15 protein-coding genes are annotated in these 14,922 nt (G+C 60.4%); 5 read left to right on the plus strand and 10 right to left on the minus strand.

The genetic code is table 11. From position 1 onward, the window contains the following. Nucleotides 1-14: 14 nt before the first annotated feature. Genes BK670_RS12565 through gnd form a run of 3 tightly spaced genes read right to left on the minus strand, consistent with a single transcriptional unit; the run spans nt 15 to nt 3,333 of the window. Nucleotides 15-836, minus strand: coding sequence for an HAD family hydrolase (locus tag BK670_RS12565; RefSeq protein ID WP_123450036.1), 822 nt, complete (start codon nt 834-836; stop codon nt 15-17). Beyond that, nucleotides 833-2,356, minus strand: a complete 1,524-nt coding sequence (gene zwf / locus BK670_RS12570) for a glucose-6-phosphate dehydrogenase (RefSeq protein ID WP_123450037.1) — start codon at nt 2,354-2,356, stop codon at nt 833-835. Before zwf ends, BK670_RS12565 begins: the two co-directional genes overlap by 4 nt. Further along, nucleotides 2,353-3,333, minus strand: coding sequence for a phosphogluconate dehydrogenase (NAD(+)-dependent, decarboxylating) (gnd, locus tag BK670_RS12575; protein ID WP_123450038.1), 981 nt, complete (start codon nt 3,331-3,333; stop codon nt 2,353-2,355). The genes zwf and gnd overlap by 4 nt, the downstream gene beginning before the upstream one ends. 273 nt (nt 3,334-3,606) lie before the next feature. On the opposite strand from gnd, the gene BK670_RS12580 reads away from it, so the two are divergent. From BK670_RS12580 to BK670_RS12600, 5 genes are all read left to right on the plus strand, one after another. Next, complete coding sequence (locus BK670_RS12580) at nt 3,607-3,789, plus strand: DUF6026 family protein (protein WP_007914840.1); 183 nt, start codon at nt 3,607-3,609, stop codon at nt 3,787-3,789. Nucleotides 3,790-3,998: 209 nt separating this feature from the next. Further along, nucleotides 3,999-5,747, plus strand: coding sequence for a phosphoethanolamine transferase CptA (locus BK670_RS12585; protein ID WP_123450039.1), 1,749 nt, complete (start codon nt 3,999-4,001; stop codon nt 5,745-5,747). Nucleotides 5,748-5,864: 117 nt separating this feature from the next. Next, on the plus strand, nt 5,865-6,044 hold the full coding sequence (locus BK670_RS12590) for a hypothetical protein (protein WP_123450040.1): 180 nt from the start codon (nt 5,865-5,867) through the stop codon (nt 6,042-6,044). Nucleotides 6,045-6,303: 259 nt separating this feature from the next. Beyond that, nucleotides 6,304-8,550 (plus strand): TonB-dependent siderophore receptor, encoded by a 2,247-nt coding sequence (locus tag BK670_RS12595; protein WP_123450041.1) that lies wholly within the window; start codon nt 6,304-6,306, stop codon nt 8,548-8,550. A gap of 185 nt (nt 8,551-8,735) precedes the next feature. Continuing rightward, nucleotides 8,736-8,945: a hypothetical protein gene (locus BK670_RS12600; protein WP_123450042.1), complete on the plus strand. Its 210-nt coding sequence runs from the start codon at nt 8,736-8,738 to the stop codon at nt 8,943-8,945. A gap of 84 nt (nt 8,946-9,029) precedes the next feature. Here BK670_RS12600 and BK670_RS12605 read toward each other — a convergent pair whose 3' ends face one another. The 7 genes from BK670_RS12605 to BK670_RS12635 form a co-directional block, all read right to left on the minus strand. Continuing rightward, complete coding sequence (locus BK670_RS12605) at nt 9,030-9,527, minus strand: GNAT family N-acetyltransferase (RefSeq protein WP_123450043.1); 498 nt, start codon at nt 9,525-9,527, stop codon at nt 9,030-9,032. A gap of 245 nt (nt 9,528-9,772) precedes the next feature. Then, nucleotides 9,773-10,354 carry a DinB family protein gene (locus BK670_RS12610; RefSeq protein WP_123451367.1) on the minus strand — a complete coding sequence of 194 codons (582 nt, stop codon included), beginning with the start codon at nt 10,352-10,354 and terminating at the stop codon, nt 9,773-9,775. An 18-nt stretch (nt 10,355-10,372) separates the two neighbouring features. Continuing rightward, nucleotides 10,373-11,488, minus strand: a complete 1,116-nt coding sequence (gene zapE, locus BK670_RS12615) for a cell division protein ZapE (RefSeq protein WP_123450044.1) — start codon at nt 11,486-11,488, stop codon at nt 10,373-10,375. 22 nt (nt 11,489-11,510) lie between these two features. Further along, the gene (locus tag BK670_RS12620) at nt 11,511-11,852 is read right to left on the minus strand and encodes a nuclear transport factor 2 family protein (protein ID WP_123450045.1); all 342 of its coding nucleotides are present in this window, start codon (nt 11,850-11,852) and stop codon (nt 11,511-11,513) included. Between the two features lie 53 nt (nt 11,853-11,905). Further along, nucleotides 11,906-12,622, minus strand: coding sequence for a helix-turn-helix transcriptional regulator (locus BK670_RS12625; protein ID WP_123450046.1), 717 nt, complete (start codon nt 12,620-12,622; stop codon nt 11,906-11,908). A 188-nt stretch (nt 12,623-12,810) separates the two neighbouring features. Continuing rightward, complete coding sequence (speB, locus tag BK670_RS12630; RefSeq protein WP_123450047.1) at nt 12,811-13,770, minus strand: agmatinase; 960 nt, start codon at nt 13,768-13,770, stop codon at nt 12,811-12,813. 16 nt (nt 13,771-13,786) lie between these two features. Beyond that, on the minus strand, nt 13,787-14,878 hold the full coding sequence (locus tag BK670_RS12635; RefSeq protein WP_123451369.1) for a polyamine ABC transporter substrate-binding protein: 1,092 nt from the start codon (nt 14,876-14,878) through the stop codon (nt 13,787-13,789). Nucleotides 14,879-14,922: the final 44 nt, after the last annotated feature.

Below are 14,922 nucleotides of genomic sequence, written 5' to 3' on the forward strand. Positions count from 1 at the left end.
GTTTTTGGGTGGGGTCAGCGAGGGAGGATGTATTTCTCGATCGCTTGCGCCACACCATCTTCGGTGTTCGGTGCGGTGATCACGTCGGCTTGGCGCTTTACGGCCTCCTCCGCTTGACCCATGGCAATCGACAAGCCCGCGCAATGAAACATCGCCGGGTCGTTGCCGCCATCGCCGATGGCCGCTGTCTGCTCCAGCGGCACGCCGAGATGCTCGGCCAGGGTCGCCAGTGCGGTGCCTTTGTTGGCCTCCAGCGCCGTGACGTCGAGGTACACCGGTTGCGAGCGTGAGACTTGCGCCATGCCGTTGACCTTCTGCAGCAGTTGCGCCTCCAGTTCGATCAACAGCTCGGTGTTATTGCTGGTCGCAACGATCTTGTCGATGCGTTCCAGATACGGCTCGAAACTCTCAACCACGACCGGCGGATAACCGAGACCGTGCTGCTCGCGCGGCACCATTGGCCCGTGCGGATCCTTGAGCAGCCAGTCGCCGCCGCTGAACACCCAGATTTCCACATCCGGCTGGTCGGCGAATGTTGCCAGCGCAATCAACGCGGTGGTTGCCGGCAAGTAATGCGCGACCAGCAGGCTGCCATCCGGATTGACGATGGTGCCGCCGTTGAACGCTGCGGTTGGCAGATCGACGCCCAAGGCTTCGATCTGCTGCAGCATGGCTTTGGGTGGTCGACCGGTGGCGAGGCTGAACAACACGCCCGCCTCACGCAGCGAACGCACGGCTTCAATGGTGCGCTGGCTCAGACTGTGATCGGGCAGCAACAGCGTGCCGTCCATGTCGCTGAGTAGAAAACGGATAGGTGGTTTCGGCACGTCACTCATCCCAGGCTATGCCAGACGCGGCCATCGCGAGTCAGCAGATCTTCGGCAGCTTGCGGGCCGTCTTCTCCGGCGGCATAAGTCTGCACGCTGGCATCCTGCTGCCAGGCGTCGAGGAACGGCTGCACGGCGCGCCAGCCGTTCTCGATATTGTCGGCGCGCTGGAACAGCGTCTGATCGCCAGTCAGGCAGTCGTAGATCAGGGTTTCGTAACCGGTGGACGGCTGCATCTCAAAAAAATCTTTGTAGGCAAAACCCAGCTCGATGTTGGCCATGTTCAACGCCGGTCCCGGCCGTTTGGCCAAGAGGTCGAACCACATGCCTTCGTTGGGCTGGATCTGGATGCGCAGGTATGTCGGCTGCAACTCGTCAACTTCAGTGTCGCGGAACTGCGCATACGGCGCCGGTTTGAAGCAGATGACGATCTCGGTGTCGCGCACGCTCATGCGCTTGCCGGTGCGCAAATAGAACGGCACGCCGACCCAGCGCCAGTTGTCGATCATCACCTTCAGCGCCACGTAGGTTTCAGTGTTGCTGTCAGGCGAGACGTTGGGCTCCTGGCGATAACCGTTCAGCGGCTTGCCATCGACTTGACCGGCGCTGTACTGACCACGCACCGAGTTGGCCCGCGCCTCTTCAGTGGTCCACGGACGAATCGCGCCGACCACCTTGGCCTTCTCGCCGCGCACCGCATCGGCGCCGAACGCGGCCGGTGGTTCCATGGCAACCATGGCCAGCAACTGGAACAGGTGATTGGGCACCATGTCGCGCAGTGCGCCGGTGTGTTCGTAAAAACTGCCACGGGTTTCGACGCCGACGGTTTCGGCGGCAGTGATCTGCACGTGGTCGATGTAGTGATTGTTCCAGAAGGCTTCGAACAGGCTGTTGGAGAACCGGCTGACCAGAATGTTCTGCACGGTTTCCTTGCCCAGGTAATGGTCGATCCGATAAATCTGCTTCTCGGACATCACCTTGAGCAGGCAGGCGTTCAACGCTTCGGCGGTTTGCAGATCGGAGCCGAACGGCTTCTCGATCACCACCCGTCTGAACGCTTCAGGGGTTTCTTCAAGGAGTTTCGCCGCGCCGAGACGGCGCACCACTTCACTGAAGAAACGCGGCGCGGTGGCCAGATAGAACACCGCATTGCCGGTGCCGCTGTCGGCGATCTTCGCCGCCAGCGCGGAATAAGTGCTGTCGTCGAGGAAATCCCCCTGGACGTAGCTGATACCTTTGGCGAGCTTGGCCCACAAGGCCGGATCAAGCATCTGATCGCCCTTGCCGACCTTCGCCGCCACTTCGGTGCGGATGAAGTCTTCGAGCTTTTGCGCGAAGGCTTCATCGGTAATGGCGTTGTGGTCAACGCCGACGATCCGCAGATTGTCGTCAAGCAAGCCGTCGCGACTGAGGTTGTACAGCGCCGGCATTAGCAAGCGCTTGACCAGGTCGCCGTGGGCACCGAACAGAAACAGCGTGGTCGGTGGTGCGGGTTCTGCCTTGGATTTTCTGCGGATCGTATGGGTCATTTCTTCGGAATCTCCACATGGCCGCCGAAGCCGAAGCGCTGGGCCGAAAGAATCTTGTCGCCAAACGTGCCCTGACCGCGCGAACGGTAGCGCGAGAACAGCGAGTTCGACAGCACCGGAACCGGCACCGCTTGCTCCATGGCCGCTTCGATGGTCCATTGACCTTCACCGCTGTCAGCCACCGAGCCGGAGAAACCGTCGAGCTTCGGATCGCTGGCCAGTGCATCGGCGGTCAGGTCGAGCAACCACGAGGACACCACGCTGCCACGGCGCCAGACTTCGGCGATATCCGCAACGTTCAGATCGAAACGCTGATCTTCCGGCAGGCGCTCGCTGGACTTGGTCTTGAGGATGTCGAAGCCCTCGGCGAACGCGGCCATCATGCCGTACTCGATGCCGTTGTGAATCATCTTCACAAAGTGCCCGGCACCGGCGGGACCGGCGTGAATGTAGCCATGTTCGGCACGGTGGTCCTCGGACTTGCGATCCTTGGTGCGCGGGATGTCACCCATGCCTGGCGCCAGTGCGGCGAACAGCGGGTCGAGGCGCTGCACGGTTTCGGCGTCACCGCCGATCATCATGCAATAGCCACGCTCCAGGCCCCAGACGCCGCCGGAGGTGCCGACGTCGATGTAGTGCAGGCCCTTTTCGGCCAGAGTCCTGGCCCGACGGATGTCATCCTTATAGTTGGTGTTGCCGCCGTCGATGATGGTATCGCCGGCTTCGAGCAACGTGCTCAGGGTGTTGATGGTGTCTTCGGTCGGCGCGCCGGCCGGCAACATGACCCAGACCGCACGCGGTTTGGCCAGGCCGGCAACCAGTGCTGGCAAGTCGGCGACGCCGGTGGAGCCCTCGGCGACCAGGTTATCGATGAAAGCGGTATTGCGGTCGTAAACAACGGTGGTGTGACCGTTGAGCATCAGACGTCGCGCAATATTGCCGCCCATGCGGCCCAGTCCAATAATCCCGAGTTGCATGTGCTGATGCTCCTTACTACAAATAAATGTGTGTCATGGGTTATAGCCCAACGCGACTGATGGAGGTTAGTCCAGAGCGTTGCGATGAAGTTTCCGGGCATTGTGCCCGATCCAGACTGATAACGCCCCGAATCCTGCCGAAGACACACCGACCATGAAAAATAAAAAAGTTCCATTCACAGGCAAAAGAAATCAAAATTGGCGCCGATAGTAAGTCAGTCCCCCAAAACGGGGACGACCTACAGTTGATGCACGCCATTTGCGAGGTGAGCAATGGGCACAGTACACACAGCAATGCCGCCACAAACCCTGTACGTGACAATCCGTCGCGATGAATTGCGCCAGTTGAAAGACGAACGTGACCAGTTGAAGCAGGAGCTGGCGCAGCTGCGCCTCTTGACCCAAGGTGTGCAACCGCAACCTTTGCCGGTCGTTCAGCGCCACCCCCACGCCTGATCCCCCGCCTGTTTCGGGAACGGCAGCCGCTGTTCCCGACATGATGCAGCCCTGCCCGTTGCTCCTGAGAGCAAGCGGCAACTCACAAACTTTTCACATTCTCTTCGTAATACTCTGCCCCATTCTGGCCGTACCTGTGTGTACGGCCTCCGTTCGTCGGCTTCATGGATGTTCCGGCGGTGGTTGTAACGAGTGAGCTGGAGCGCCGAATGGCATTGTTCAAACGCAGCAAAACGACTGCGACAGGTTTCGATTGGGCCGGTTTTCTCTGGCTGTTTGTATTCTTCTGGTACTTCTCGGGTATCACCCAACTGCTGATCCAGCTGACCGGCACCTCCGGCTTCAGCGGATTCCGTCAGGCGTTCTTCATGAGCGCGCTGTGGCTGGCGCCGATGTTGCTGTTCCCCAAACGCACCAAACTGCTCGCCGCCGTGATCGGCGTAGTGCTGTGGGCCTGCTCGATGGCCAGTCTTGGCTATTTCTTCATCTATCAGCAGGAATTCTCGCAGAGCGTCATCTTCATCATGTTCGAGTCGAACGTGTCCGAAGCCGGCGAGTACATGACCCAGTACTTTGCCTGGTGGATGGTGCCGGCGTTCCTCGCGCATACCGCGTTCGCTTATTTCCTGTGGACTCGCCTGCGCCCGGTGTACATGCCTCGTGGCCGCGCGCTGGTCGCGGCTACGGCGATCGTCATCGCGGTGGTCGGTTATCCGCTGGTCAAACAGACCCTGCGCATGGGCACTTTCGCTCAAGGCTTCGAGAAATTCGAAACCCGTATCGAGCCGGCGGTGCCATGGCAGATGGCCGTGGCCTATCACCGTTATCTGGATACCCTCGCCGACATGCAGGGCATGCTGCATAACGTGAGCAAGATCCCGCCACTGAAAAACCTCAAGGACGCCTCGGCCGATCAGCCGAAGACCTTGGTGCTGGTGATCGGCGAATCGACCAACCGTCAGCGCATGAGCCTCTACGGCTATCAGCGCAACACCACGCCGGAACTGGACAAGCTCAAGGATCAACTGGCGGTCTTCGACAACGTCGTCACCCCGCGTCCGTACACCATCGAAGCGCTGCAGCAGGTGCTGACCTTCGCGGACGAAGAGCATCCGGACTTGTACCTGTCGACGCCGTCGCTGGTCAGCATGATGAAACAGGCCGGCTACAAGACTTTCTGGATCACCAACCAGCAGACCATGACCAAGCGCAACACCATGCTCACCACGTTCTCCGAACAGGCTGACGAGCAGGTGTACCTGAACAACAACCGCAACCAGAACGCCGCGCAATACGATGGCGACGTGATCGAGCCGTTCAACAAGGCCCTGGCTGACGCGGCGCCACGCAAGCTGATCGTTGTGCATTTGCTCGGCACGCACATGAGCTATCAGTACCGCTACCCGCCGACGTTCGACAAGTTCCAGGACCGCACCGGCGTGCCAGCCGGCGTGCGTGACGACCAGGTACCGACCTACAACAGCTACGACAACGCCGTGCTGTACAACGATTTTGTCGTGTCGAGCCTGATCAAGGATTACGCCAAATCCGATCCGAACGGCTTCCTGCTGTACCTCTCGGACCACGGTGAAGACGTGTTCGACTCGGTGGGCCACAAGACTCTGGGGCGCAACGAAAACAAACCGACCGCGCCGATGTACACCATCCCGTTCATGGCCTGGGCATCGCCGAAGTGGAAGGCCAACCATGAGTGGAACTTTGCAGGCGACCTCGATCGTCCGTACAGCAGCTCGCACCTGATCCACACCTGGGCCGACCTCGCCGGTTTGAGTTTCGATGAACTCGACCACAGCAAGAGTCTGGTCAGCGACAGCTTCAAGGCCCGCCCCCTGCTCATCGGCGACCCGTACCAGACTGAACAGCGCGCGCTGATCGACTTCAGCCTGATGAAGCCGAAGAAACCCGACGCCGCGCCGGCGAATGTTGCGCAGAAGTAAAGCCGCTGTGGATGTACCGAGGTGAACGCAACCGAAGAGCGCTTTGCCTGATCCCTTTAAAAGCTCTGTATCGAAAGATGCAGAGCTTTTTTTATCTTCAGAAATCCGCATCGTTCAATGAACGATCCCTGTGCAAACACCTATCACACGTTGGATTTCAGCCCCACCACCGCCACCCGCCCGGAACACTGCGGCTCACTGCGCTGGGCCAGCGAGCAAATGCTCGGAACCGCCCGCGCACTGGTGCTGGCCTCCGTCGCCGTTTTGCAGGCCGCGCAGGCTGGAGGTGAAGGGTGATGGAGAGTCTGGCCAGTCGGGATATTCGTTTGTGGGTCTGATACTGGCAAATTCAAAAGATCGCAGCCTTCGGCAGCGCCTACACCGTTCTCTGTAGGAGCTGCCGAAGGCTGCGATCTTTTGCTTTTGAAGCATGGTCGAGCCTTACCTTTGAAACATCCGCAAATAACAATATTTCTCGTTTGACACTAAATCCCCGCCGCACTTTTCGTCTTTGAACAAACGGATTTTTTCCCTCGAAGACAAGGAGTCGGCTGCGATGTTCGCGCCCATCACCCGTTCCATGACCCTCACCCTGGGTCTCTGCAGCGCTGCTTTCAGCGCGGATCTGCTGGCTGAAACCGATGCCGAAAAGCCGCCGGAGCCCGCCGCTCCGGCACTGGAGCTGGCCACCACCAACGTCAGTGCGCAAGGTCTGGGCACCACCACCGAAAACACCGACGCCTACACCTCGGGCGCGATGAGCACGGCGACGCGGCTGAATCTGTCGATCAAGGAAACCCCGCAATCGGTGTCTGTGGTGACGCGTCAGCAGATGGACGATTTCAAACTCGGTACATTGACCGAAGCCATGCGCCAGACCACGGGCGTGGTGGTTCAGCACCTCGACTCGGATCGGGTGAGCTATACGTCACGCGGCTATACGATCAAAAACTTCCAGATCGACGGGATGCTCAACACCTTCGATCGCATGCAGTCCGACGCTGACACCATCATTTATGACCGCATTGAAGTGGTTCGCGGCGCCACCGGACTGACCACCGGCGCCGGCGACCCCTCGGCCACCATCAACATGGTGCGCAAGCGTCCGACCGCACAGTTGCAGGCGCTGGCGGGCGTCAGTGGTGGCAGCTACGACAATTACTACAGCTACGTGGATGTCGGTGGCCCGCTGGCGTTCGACGGGCGCTTGCGCGGTCGCACGGTGCTGGCCTACCGCGACAACAAGTCGATCCGCGATCACTATGCGCTGCAACGGGAGGTTGGCTACGGCATCCTTGAAGCAGATCTGACGGATACCACGGTGCTGGCGGTCGGCTACGACTATCAAAACAAGAACGTGCAAGGCTCATCGTGGGGCACGGTGCCGTATTGGAATGCCGAGGGCGGCAAGGCCGGTCTTGGCCGGTCGACCAACATGGCGACGTCCTGGAGCTCGTGGCCGCTGAAGGACAAAACCGCGTTTGCCACCGTCGACCAGCAACTGGCCGGAGGCTGGCATCTGAAGGCCGCCTACACCCACCGCAAAAGCGAGACCGACGGCAAGATCTACTACGGCGGTGGCGGTTTCCCCGAGGCCGATCGCAGCGGCATGAGCGCTTACATGGGGCATATGCTCGGCGAGCAAACCATGAAAGTGTATGACTTCAACGTCGCCGGCCCCTACTCGTTGTTCGGGCGCGAACACGAAATGATGTTCGGCTATGGCGAAGCCGAACGCGGCGCCGAGTCGCCTTATATGATCGATGGCCCACAGGCGGCGGATTACGGCAGCATCCGTGACTGGAAATACATGGGCGGCATCGGCAAGTTCTCCGATACCGTCACTGACCGCAATGGCTCACGAAGCAAGACCCGGCAAAAGGCCGGATACCTCGCTACTCGCCTGAGCTTTACCGACGAACTTCACGCCGTGCTCGGTAGCCGATATGGCAGTTGGGAAGAATCCAGCCGCGACAGTTACTACGACAGCCAATTGCAGTTGAGCAGGGTTGATGCGACCAGCCAGCGCCAGAATGACATCTGGACACCCTACGCAGGCCTGCTCTACGACCTGACGCCGGAATACACCGCGTACGTCAGCTACACCGACATTTTCAAACCGCAAAGCAATCGCGACAGCAGTCGCAAATACCTCGAACCGGTGGTGGGCAGCAATTACGAGTTGGGCCTCAAGGGCAGCCTGCTGGGCGAACGCCTCAATGTGGCGACAGCGCTGTTCTGGAGCAAACAGGACAACGTCGCCGAGGTGGACGATTCCGTGGCGCCAGACCCGGTGACCGGAGAGGAGTTTTACAAGAGTGGCGGCAAGGGTAACAAGGTCAATGGTTTCGAAGCCGAAGTGGCTGGCGAAATCCTCGATGGCTGGAACATGACCGCCGGTTACACCTACACCCACTCGGCCAATGGCGACGAGCAACGCAGCAACACCAACCAGCCGTTGAACATGTTCCGGCTGTCCACGGCTTATCGTCTGCACGGCAACTGGAACGCGTTGACCGTGGGTGGCGCCGTAAACTGGCAGAGCGACGTCTACGGCAACTCCAACCGCCCGGTCGGGCGCGGTGCCAATGGACGCATCATCACCGAACGCACACGCATCCGTCAGGACGCCTACACCGTGTTCAACCTGATGTCGCGCTACGAGTTCGACCGACACCTGTCGGCGTCACTGAACGTCAACAACCTGTTCGACAAGAAGTATTACGACAACGTCGGCTTCTATAACGGCGTGTACTGGGGTGACCCGCGTACCGTCACCCTGAGTCTCGACTGGAAGCTATGATCCCCGCCTCTCGGGCGCGGCGCACCTTCGCCAAGGTACGCCGCGTCTGTCTGCTAATGCCCCGCAACATGCTGTAAAACCTGCACCGACAGGGCGTTAACCCCGCGTTAATTCCTGCCTCCCAGACTCTCTTCCGAGATCTGCTTCATGGACGAACGGCTCCCACTTGTTCAGTAGGAGGCACCATGAAAATCACCACCGCAATCCTCGCCGGGCTATTAGCCTTGGGCTCTGCCAGCGTTTTTGCCGAAGGCGGCGCTGAGCGCATGCGTTATTACTACGACAACTTCCCGGTCCAGCACGCCCAGAGCGAGCAGAAGATCGACGCCAACGCGAAAGAAATTCGCGTTCCCGCCGACCAGACGGCGCAAGTGACCGAGTCTTACCGCGACTGAGATTGACCGAGCAACCGATGGACCTTCCATGGCTCCGCTCTGGCCTGGAAGAAGACAGTTTGGCGCCCTCTCAGGGCGCCTTTTTTACGCCTGCAGATTTTTGATCCAGAACAGCATGCGCCCGTGATCCGGGTCGAACATGCCCGGCGCAAAGCCGAACTTGCTGTAGGCATTCTGTGCCACCGCGTTGCCTTCCAGCACTTCCAGGGTGATTTTGCAGCAACCGCGCTGGCGAGAGATTTCCTCGACTTTCTGCAGCATCTTCTGGCTCAGGCCGAGCCCGCGAAATTTGTCCACCACGGCGACGTCGTGGATGTTGACCAAGGGTTTGCAGGCAAACGTGGAAAACCCTTCAAAGCAGTTCACCAGTCCAGCCGGTTCACCACCGACAAAGGCCAAAACGCTGAACGCATGCGGGCGCCGGGCCAGTTCTCCGGGCAGTCGACGCAGCAGGTCAGGGTCAAGTGAATGACCGCCGCCCATCGGGTCTTCTGCGTAGTGGTTGAGCACGATACCGATGGCCTCGGCGTGCGTTGGATTGCTGTAGCTGGCCTGAAGTACAAGAATCTCTGCGGAATCCATTTCCATCCCCGAACACTAAAGCCCCGGCGCGCAAAGTGCGTACTGAAAGGCTGTCTGACCTTAGCGCGAGCTCACCCCGGCCGGCAACCCGCAACTCTGCTGATCACTAGCAGTCAACCTATGGCGAGGGAGCTTGCTCCCGCTGGACTGCGCAGCAGGCCCCGCTTTAATAGAGAGAAGCGAGGGGCGCTTCGCGCCCCAGCGGGAGCAAGCTCCCTCGCCACAGATGATGATGCGTCCGCTGTTCAGTGGCCCCAGATCAGTTCTTCGGTCCAGCCCAGTTCAGCAAAGTCCTCGGCGCGCAGAGCGCTTTCGCCGACACAGAAAAACTCATCCAGCTGCGGCGGCTTCACCGCCGTATCACTGAGCATCGCATGCACTTGCCCACGGTGATGAATCTGATGTTCGAACAAGTGCGATAGCATGCGCAGGCGGCTGTCGTGCTGCGGCGTGTCGCGGGCAATGGTCACGATACGGGCCAGCTCGGCGTCACGCAGTTGTTCGCAATAGGCGATCAGCCGCCGATCAACGTGAGCCTGCTCTTCACGCAACTGCGCGCCGTCGGTAAACGGCTCGTCCACGTTGAAAAACACGTAGCAGTCGGGATGCGGCTCGGCCCCGCGCAGTTCGCGTTCCAGCGCATCGACGTAGAACCAGTCACAGCTGAGGATGTGATTGAGGGTGAGCCGGATGCTCGGAAAAAAGCTTAGCCGAGGCGCCGCCAAATCTGCCGCGCCGAGCTGCGACCAAGCCTTGGCCAGGCGATGATTGGCCCAGGCATTCTGGTAAGCCATGGTCAGCAAATGATGGGATAACGCTTGGCTCATGTCGGCGCCCTCTTCCATTCAAGCTTCAGCAAAACGTTGCAGCTGCATCTCCTGCAAACGGCTGAGGGTACGGCGGAACGGGAATTCCAGATAACCCTCGGTATACAGCGCGTCCATGGGTACTTGCGCTTCGATGTACAGCGGCACCTTGCGGTCGTAGCACTCGTCGACCAGCGCAATGAAACGCCGCACGCCGTCGTCATGAACCGACAATTGCGGCAACTCGCGATCCCCCGCCGCCACCCGCTGCGCGCCGTCTTCGGTGCCGCGCGCGATGCGCCCTTCGCGTTTCTGTGCACTGAGATTGGGTACTTCGCTCAACAGAATAGCCGTGTAGCGGTCACACAGCGTGATGAAATCCATGGCAGCGAACGGCTGCTCGCAGAGATCGGCGTAGCGGCACCACAACACCGTTTCACTGGCCTGCACCACGCTCAACTGGCGATGACCGACCGCCACCGGTTCGGCGCTGGCCGCTTGCCCGGCGGTCAATGTCTGAAAGACTTCCTCCAGCGCAGTGACCGCAGACGTGGCGACAAAGTAGCGCTGCAGGCCGGCTCCCGGATGCAAGCGATGATCCTCGGCGCCATTCACCGCAACCACCTGCATATGCGCTTTGATCGCGGCAATCGCCGGTATAAACCGGTCGCGATTGAAGCCGTCGGCGTACAGTTCATCCGGCGGCAGATTGGAGGTGCAGACGATGACTACGCCTTCGTCGAACATCACCTGAAACAGCCGACCGAGAATGATCGCGTCACCGATGTCGTTGACGAACAGCTCATCGAAGCACAGCACCCGCACCTCGGCCGCCAGCTCTCTGGCCAGCGCACGCAGAGGATCAGCAATGCCGGTCAACTGGAACGAGCGCTGATGCACCCAGCCCATAAAGTGATGAAAGTGTTGGCGTCGCGCCGGCACGCGCAGGCTCTGATAGAACTGATCCATCAGCCAGGTCTTGCCGCGCCCGACCGGCCCCCACAGATAAACGCCGGTGACCGAACCGGCCCCGGCGTGCAGCGCTTCATGGCATTTTTGCAGCGCCCAGACCGCGTGTTCCTGGGCTTCATCCTGGACGAAACCCTTGTGTTGAACGGCGTGTTGCCAGGCGCTGAGCGGAGAGTCGAAAGTCATGCGCGGCAGTATGCCACGATGATTAGAGGGAAATATCCAGTCGGGCGATTTTCCCCTGCTCGTTCAAGCGAAACGTGTAGCGCAGCTGCGCCGGGCTGCCGGGGAAGGTTCCGGAAATCAGCCCGTGTACCAGCACTTTGCCGGTGCGCTGTTGCACGTCCAGCACTTCGACCCGTGGCTGATAGCGTTGCCCGGTGTCGTGCATCCACTGCGCGATGGCTTGCGGGCCGACTTGATGTTGGCCTTCGTCGAACACGTTGGCATCCTCGGCAAAAAAACTGCCGACCCGCGAGGTATCGCGTGCGTTGGCCGCATCGATATACGCCGCGATCGCCGGGGCCAGTGCAGAGACGGGATGGGACATGGTTGCAGCTCCTTTTTTGTTTGGTTCTGCGAGCATCCTAAAACAGCGTTGCGTCAGTTTTTGTCAGGAGTGAAGCGGCCGCTTTCATCCAATTGCATCTGCTCGCGCCAGGTGCGCAACAGGTCGCTGCGGCGCCCCGGATAACCCTCGCCCTGACGGCTGGCCGCGCTGATGCGGTCGGTGCGAAAGGTACGGTAGGCGCTGCGCAATTCGCACCACGCGACGATGATCCGCACTTCATTGAGAAAGCCCAGGGCCAAGGGCCAGATCAGCCGCTGGCTCGGCACCTGTTGCGCGTCGGCGTAATCGATGTGCAGTTTGGCCTGGTCGCGGATGGCATGGCGGAACACGTTCAACGGCACGGCGTTTTGCGGGAAGCCATAACCCGGTGGCCCCGGCATTACAGTGGGATTGCGCAGTGCTTCCTGAGCCTGCGGATCGAGCACGGCAGCAATTTTCGCCAGCGCATCCGCCGCCGCTTTGCCGAGGACTTCGTCGCCACGCTGATCGACGTAACGCAAACCGAGAACGATGGCTTCGGTCTCGTCAGCATTGAGCATCAATGGCGGCAGAAACAGACCGCTGCGCAACACATATCCAATCCCCGCCTCGCCATGGATCGGCGCGCCGAGGCCGGTCAGCTCAGCAATATCGCGATAGAGCGTGCGTTCGGACACCTCCAGCTCGGCAGCCAGGGTCGCCGCCGTCACCGGGCGTTTCTTGCCGCGCAGCACTTGCAGCAAAGTCAAAAGACGAGTGGTACGCGACACGATGGGCAGGCTCTGGAGGGAGAAGATGCCGGAGCTTAGCAGAGGCTGCTGTCAGAAAATGGCAGGAGCAATGTGGGGAGGCAGGTTGATCAAGCCTGCTCTTTTGAGGGTAGCGGAATATCGAGAGGGAATAAGATCCCATTGTGGGAGCGAGCCTGCTCGCTCCCACAGGGGTTATGGTGCGCGGGTTAAATATTAACCTTGTGTCGGGCGGCGTAGAGGCAGAGCATTTCCATCGCCAGTGTGGCGGCGGCCAGCGAGGTGACGTCGGCATGGTCGTAAGCCGGGGCGACTTCGACCACGTCCATGCCGACCAGGTTGATGCCGCGCAAACCACCGAGAATCTCCAGTGCTTGCACGGTGCTCAGGCCGCCGCAGACCGGCGTTCCGGTGCCGGGTGCAAACGCCGGATCCAGGCAATCAATATCGAACGTCAGGTACACCGGGTTATCGCCAACACGCGCGCGGATCGCTTCGACAATCGCGTCGCAACCAAGGCGATGCACCTGCCGGGCATCCAGCACCTGGAAACCCATGTGATCGTCATTGGTCGTGCGCAAACCGATCTGCACCGAGCGCGCCGGGTCCACCAGGCCCTCCCGGGCGGCGTGCCAAAACATGGTGCCGTGATCGACCCGCTTGCCCGCCTCATCCGGCCAGGTGTCGCTGTGCGCATCGAAGTGAATCAGCGACAGCGTGCCATGTTTACGGGCGTGGGCCTTGAGCAGCGGATAGCTGATGAAGTGGTCGCCGCCAAACGTCAGCATGGCGCTGCCGGCGTTGAGAATGCGCTCGGCGTGGGCCTCGATACTTTCCGGAATGCTCTGCGGCGAACCGTAATCGAAGTCGCAGTCACCGTAATCAATCACCGCCAAATGGTCGAACGGGTCGAACGCCCACGGCCAGTGGCGTTCCCAGGCGATCCCGGTGGAAGCGGCGCGAATCCCCCGTGGCCCGAAACGTGCGCCGGGACGGTTGCTGGTGGCGGTGTCGAATGGCACGCCGCTGACCGCGACATCGACGCCGCGCAAATCACGGCTGTAGCGCCGGCGCATGAAACTGGTAATACCGGCGTAAGTACTTTCGGCGGCGGTGCCGTACAGGCTGTCGCGAGTCAGGGCCTGGTCGTTTTGCATGGGCACATCCATCGTGGTGCTCCTGTTGTTATTGATGGCTACGGAAAGTGGTCCACAGACGCGTGCGCTGACGCATGTCCTTGAGGCTCATGCTGCGATCGGCGTAGAGCCGCGCACGCACATCGCTCGGCGGATAGATGTCGGGGTCGTTGCGTACGGCCTCATCCACCAGCGGCGTGGCGGCCTGGTTGGCGGTGGCGAAAAACAGCGTGTTGGTCAGTTCGGCCACCGAGTCCGGGCGCAGCATGAACTCGATGAACGCCCGCGCGGCTTGCGGGTGCGGCGCGTCTTTGGGGATGGCCAGATTGTCCTGCCACACCAGCGTGCCTTCCTTGGGAATGCGGTACGCCACTTCGTACGGTTTGTTGGCTTTGCGTGCCTGATCGGCGGCCATGCTCGCGTCGCCGTTGTAAGTCAGCGCAAGGCACACGTTGCCGCTGGCCAGATCATTGATCTGCCGGCCGGTGGCGACGTACAGCACCGACGGCTGAAGTTTCTGCAACAACGCCTCGGCGGCAGCCAGATCATTTTTATCGGTGCTGTAAGGATCCTTGCCCAGGTAATGCAGCGCCAGACCGATAACTTCCTGCGGCGAATCAAGAACTGCAATGCCGCAGTCTTTCAGCTTGCTGGCGTATTCCGGTTTGAACAGCAAATCGAGGCTGTTCAGCGGCACATCGGGCAGCCGTTGTTTCACCGCCTCGACGTTCATGCCCAGACCCAGCGTGCCCCAGGTATATGGCACGCCGTAGCGATTGCCGGGGTCGACGGCGGCCATTTTCTCGAGCAAGTCCGGATCAAGATTGGCGTAGCCCTTGAGGCCCTCGTGAGGGATTTCCTTCAACGCGCCCGCAGCAAGTCCACGGGCCAGAACACTGGACGACGGCACCACCACGTCATAACCGCTGCCGCCGGTGAGCAACTTGGTTTCCAGTACTTCAGAGCTATCGAAGGTGTCGTAGCGCACATGAATACCGCTTTCCCGCTCGAACCTTTGCAGGGTTGGCGGCGGCACGTAATCGGCCCAGCTGTAGAGATTGAGCGTCTTGTCTTCGGCCTGAGCCTGAACAGCCACGGACAACAGCAGCGCGGGGAAACACAGCTTGAACACGGGAGCCATGACGAACACCTGACCGGAGGAAGTGGTTGCAGGATGCGCCGTCG

The organism is Pseudomonas fluorescens (assembly GCF_003732425.1).
GTDB classification, from domain to species: domain Bacteria; phylum Pseudomonadota; class Gammaproteobacteria; order Pseudomonadales; family Pseudomonadaceae; genus Aquipseudomonas; species Aquipseudomonas fluorescens_BE.

What these genes read in the sequence shown, in the direction of transcription:
- BK670_RS12620 (WP_123450045.1), bottom strand. Translation starts at nt 11,852, where the DNA reads ATGTCCCATCCCGTCTCTGCACTGGCCCCGGCGATCGCGGCGTATATC.
- BK670_RS12610 (WP_123451367.1), bottom strand. Translation starts at nt 10,354, where the DNA reads ATGAGCCAAGCGTTATCCCATCATTTGCTGACCATGGCTTACCAGAAT.
- zwf (WP_123450037.1), bottom strand. Translation starts at nt 2,356, where the DNA reads ATGACCCATACGATCCGCAGAAAATCCAAGGCAGAACCCGCACCACCG.
- BK670_RS12565 (WP_123450036.1), bottom strand. Translation starts at nt 836, where the DNA reads ATGAGTGACGTGCCGAAACCACCTATCCGTTTTCTACTCAGCGACATG.
- BK670_RS12580 (WP_007914840.1), top strand. Translation starts at nt 3,607, where the DNA reads ATGGGCACAGTACACACAGCAATGCCGCCACAAACCCTGTACGTGACA.
- speB (WP_123450047.1), bottom strand. Translation starts at nt 13,770, where the DNA reads ATGGATGTGCCCATGCAAAACGACCAGGCCCTGACTCGCGACAGCCTG.
- BK670_RS12600 (WP_123450042.1), top strand. Translation starts at nt 8,736, where the DNA reads ATGAAAATCACCACCGCAATCCTCGCCGGGCTATTAGCCTTGGGCTCT.
- zapE (WP_123450044.1), bottom strand. Translation starts at nt 11,488, where the DNA reads ATGACTTTCGACTCTCCGCTCAGCGCCTGGCAACACGCCGTTCAACAC.
- BK670_RS12635 (WP_123451369.1), bottom strand. Translation starts at nt 14,878, where the DNA reads ATGGCTCCCGTGTTCAAGCTGTGTTTCCCCGCGCTGCTGTTGTCCGTG.
- BK670_RS12585 (WP_123450039.1), top strand. Translation starts at nt 3,999, where the DNA reads ATGGCATTGTTCAAACGCAGCAAAACGACTGCGACAGGTTTCGATTGG.
- gnd (WP_123450038.1), bottom strand. Translation starts at nt 3,333, where the DNA reads ATGCAACTCGGGATTATTGGACTGGGCCGCATGGGCGGCAATATTGCG.
- BK670_RS12605 (WP_123450043.1), bottom strand. Translation starts at nt 9,527, where the DNA reads ATGGATTCCGCAGAGATTCTTGTACTTCAGGCCAGCTACAGCAATCCA.
- BK670_RS12590 (WP_123450040.1), top strand. Translation starts at nt 5,865, where the DNA reads ATGAACGATCCCTGTGCAAACACCTATCACACGTTGGATTTCAGCCCC.
- BK670_RS12595 (WP_123450041.1), top strand. Translation starts at nt 6,304, where the DNA reads ATGTTCGCGCCCATCACCCGTTCCATGACCCTCACCCTGGGTCTCTGC.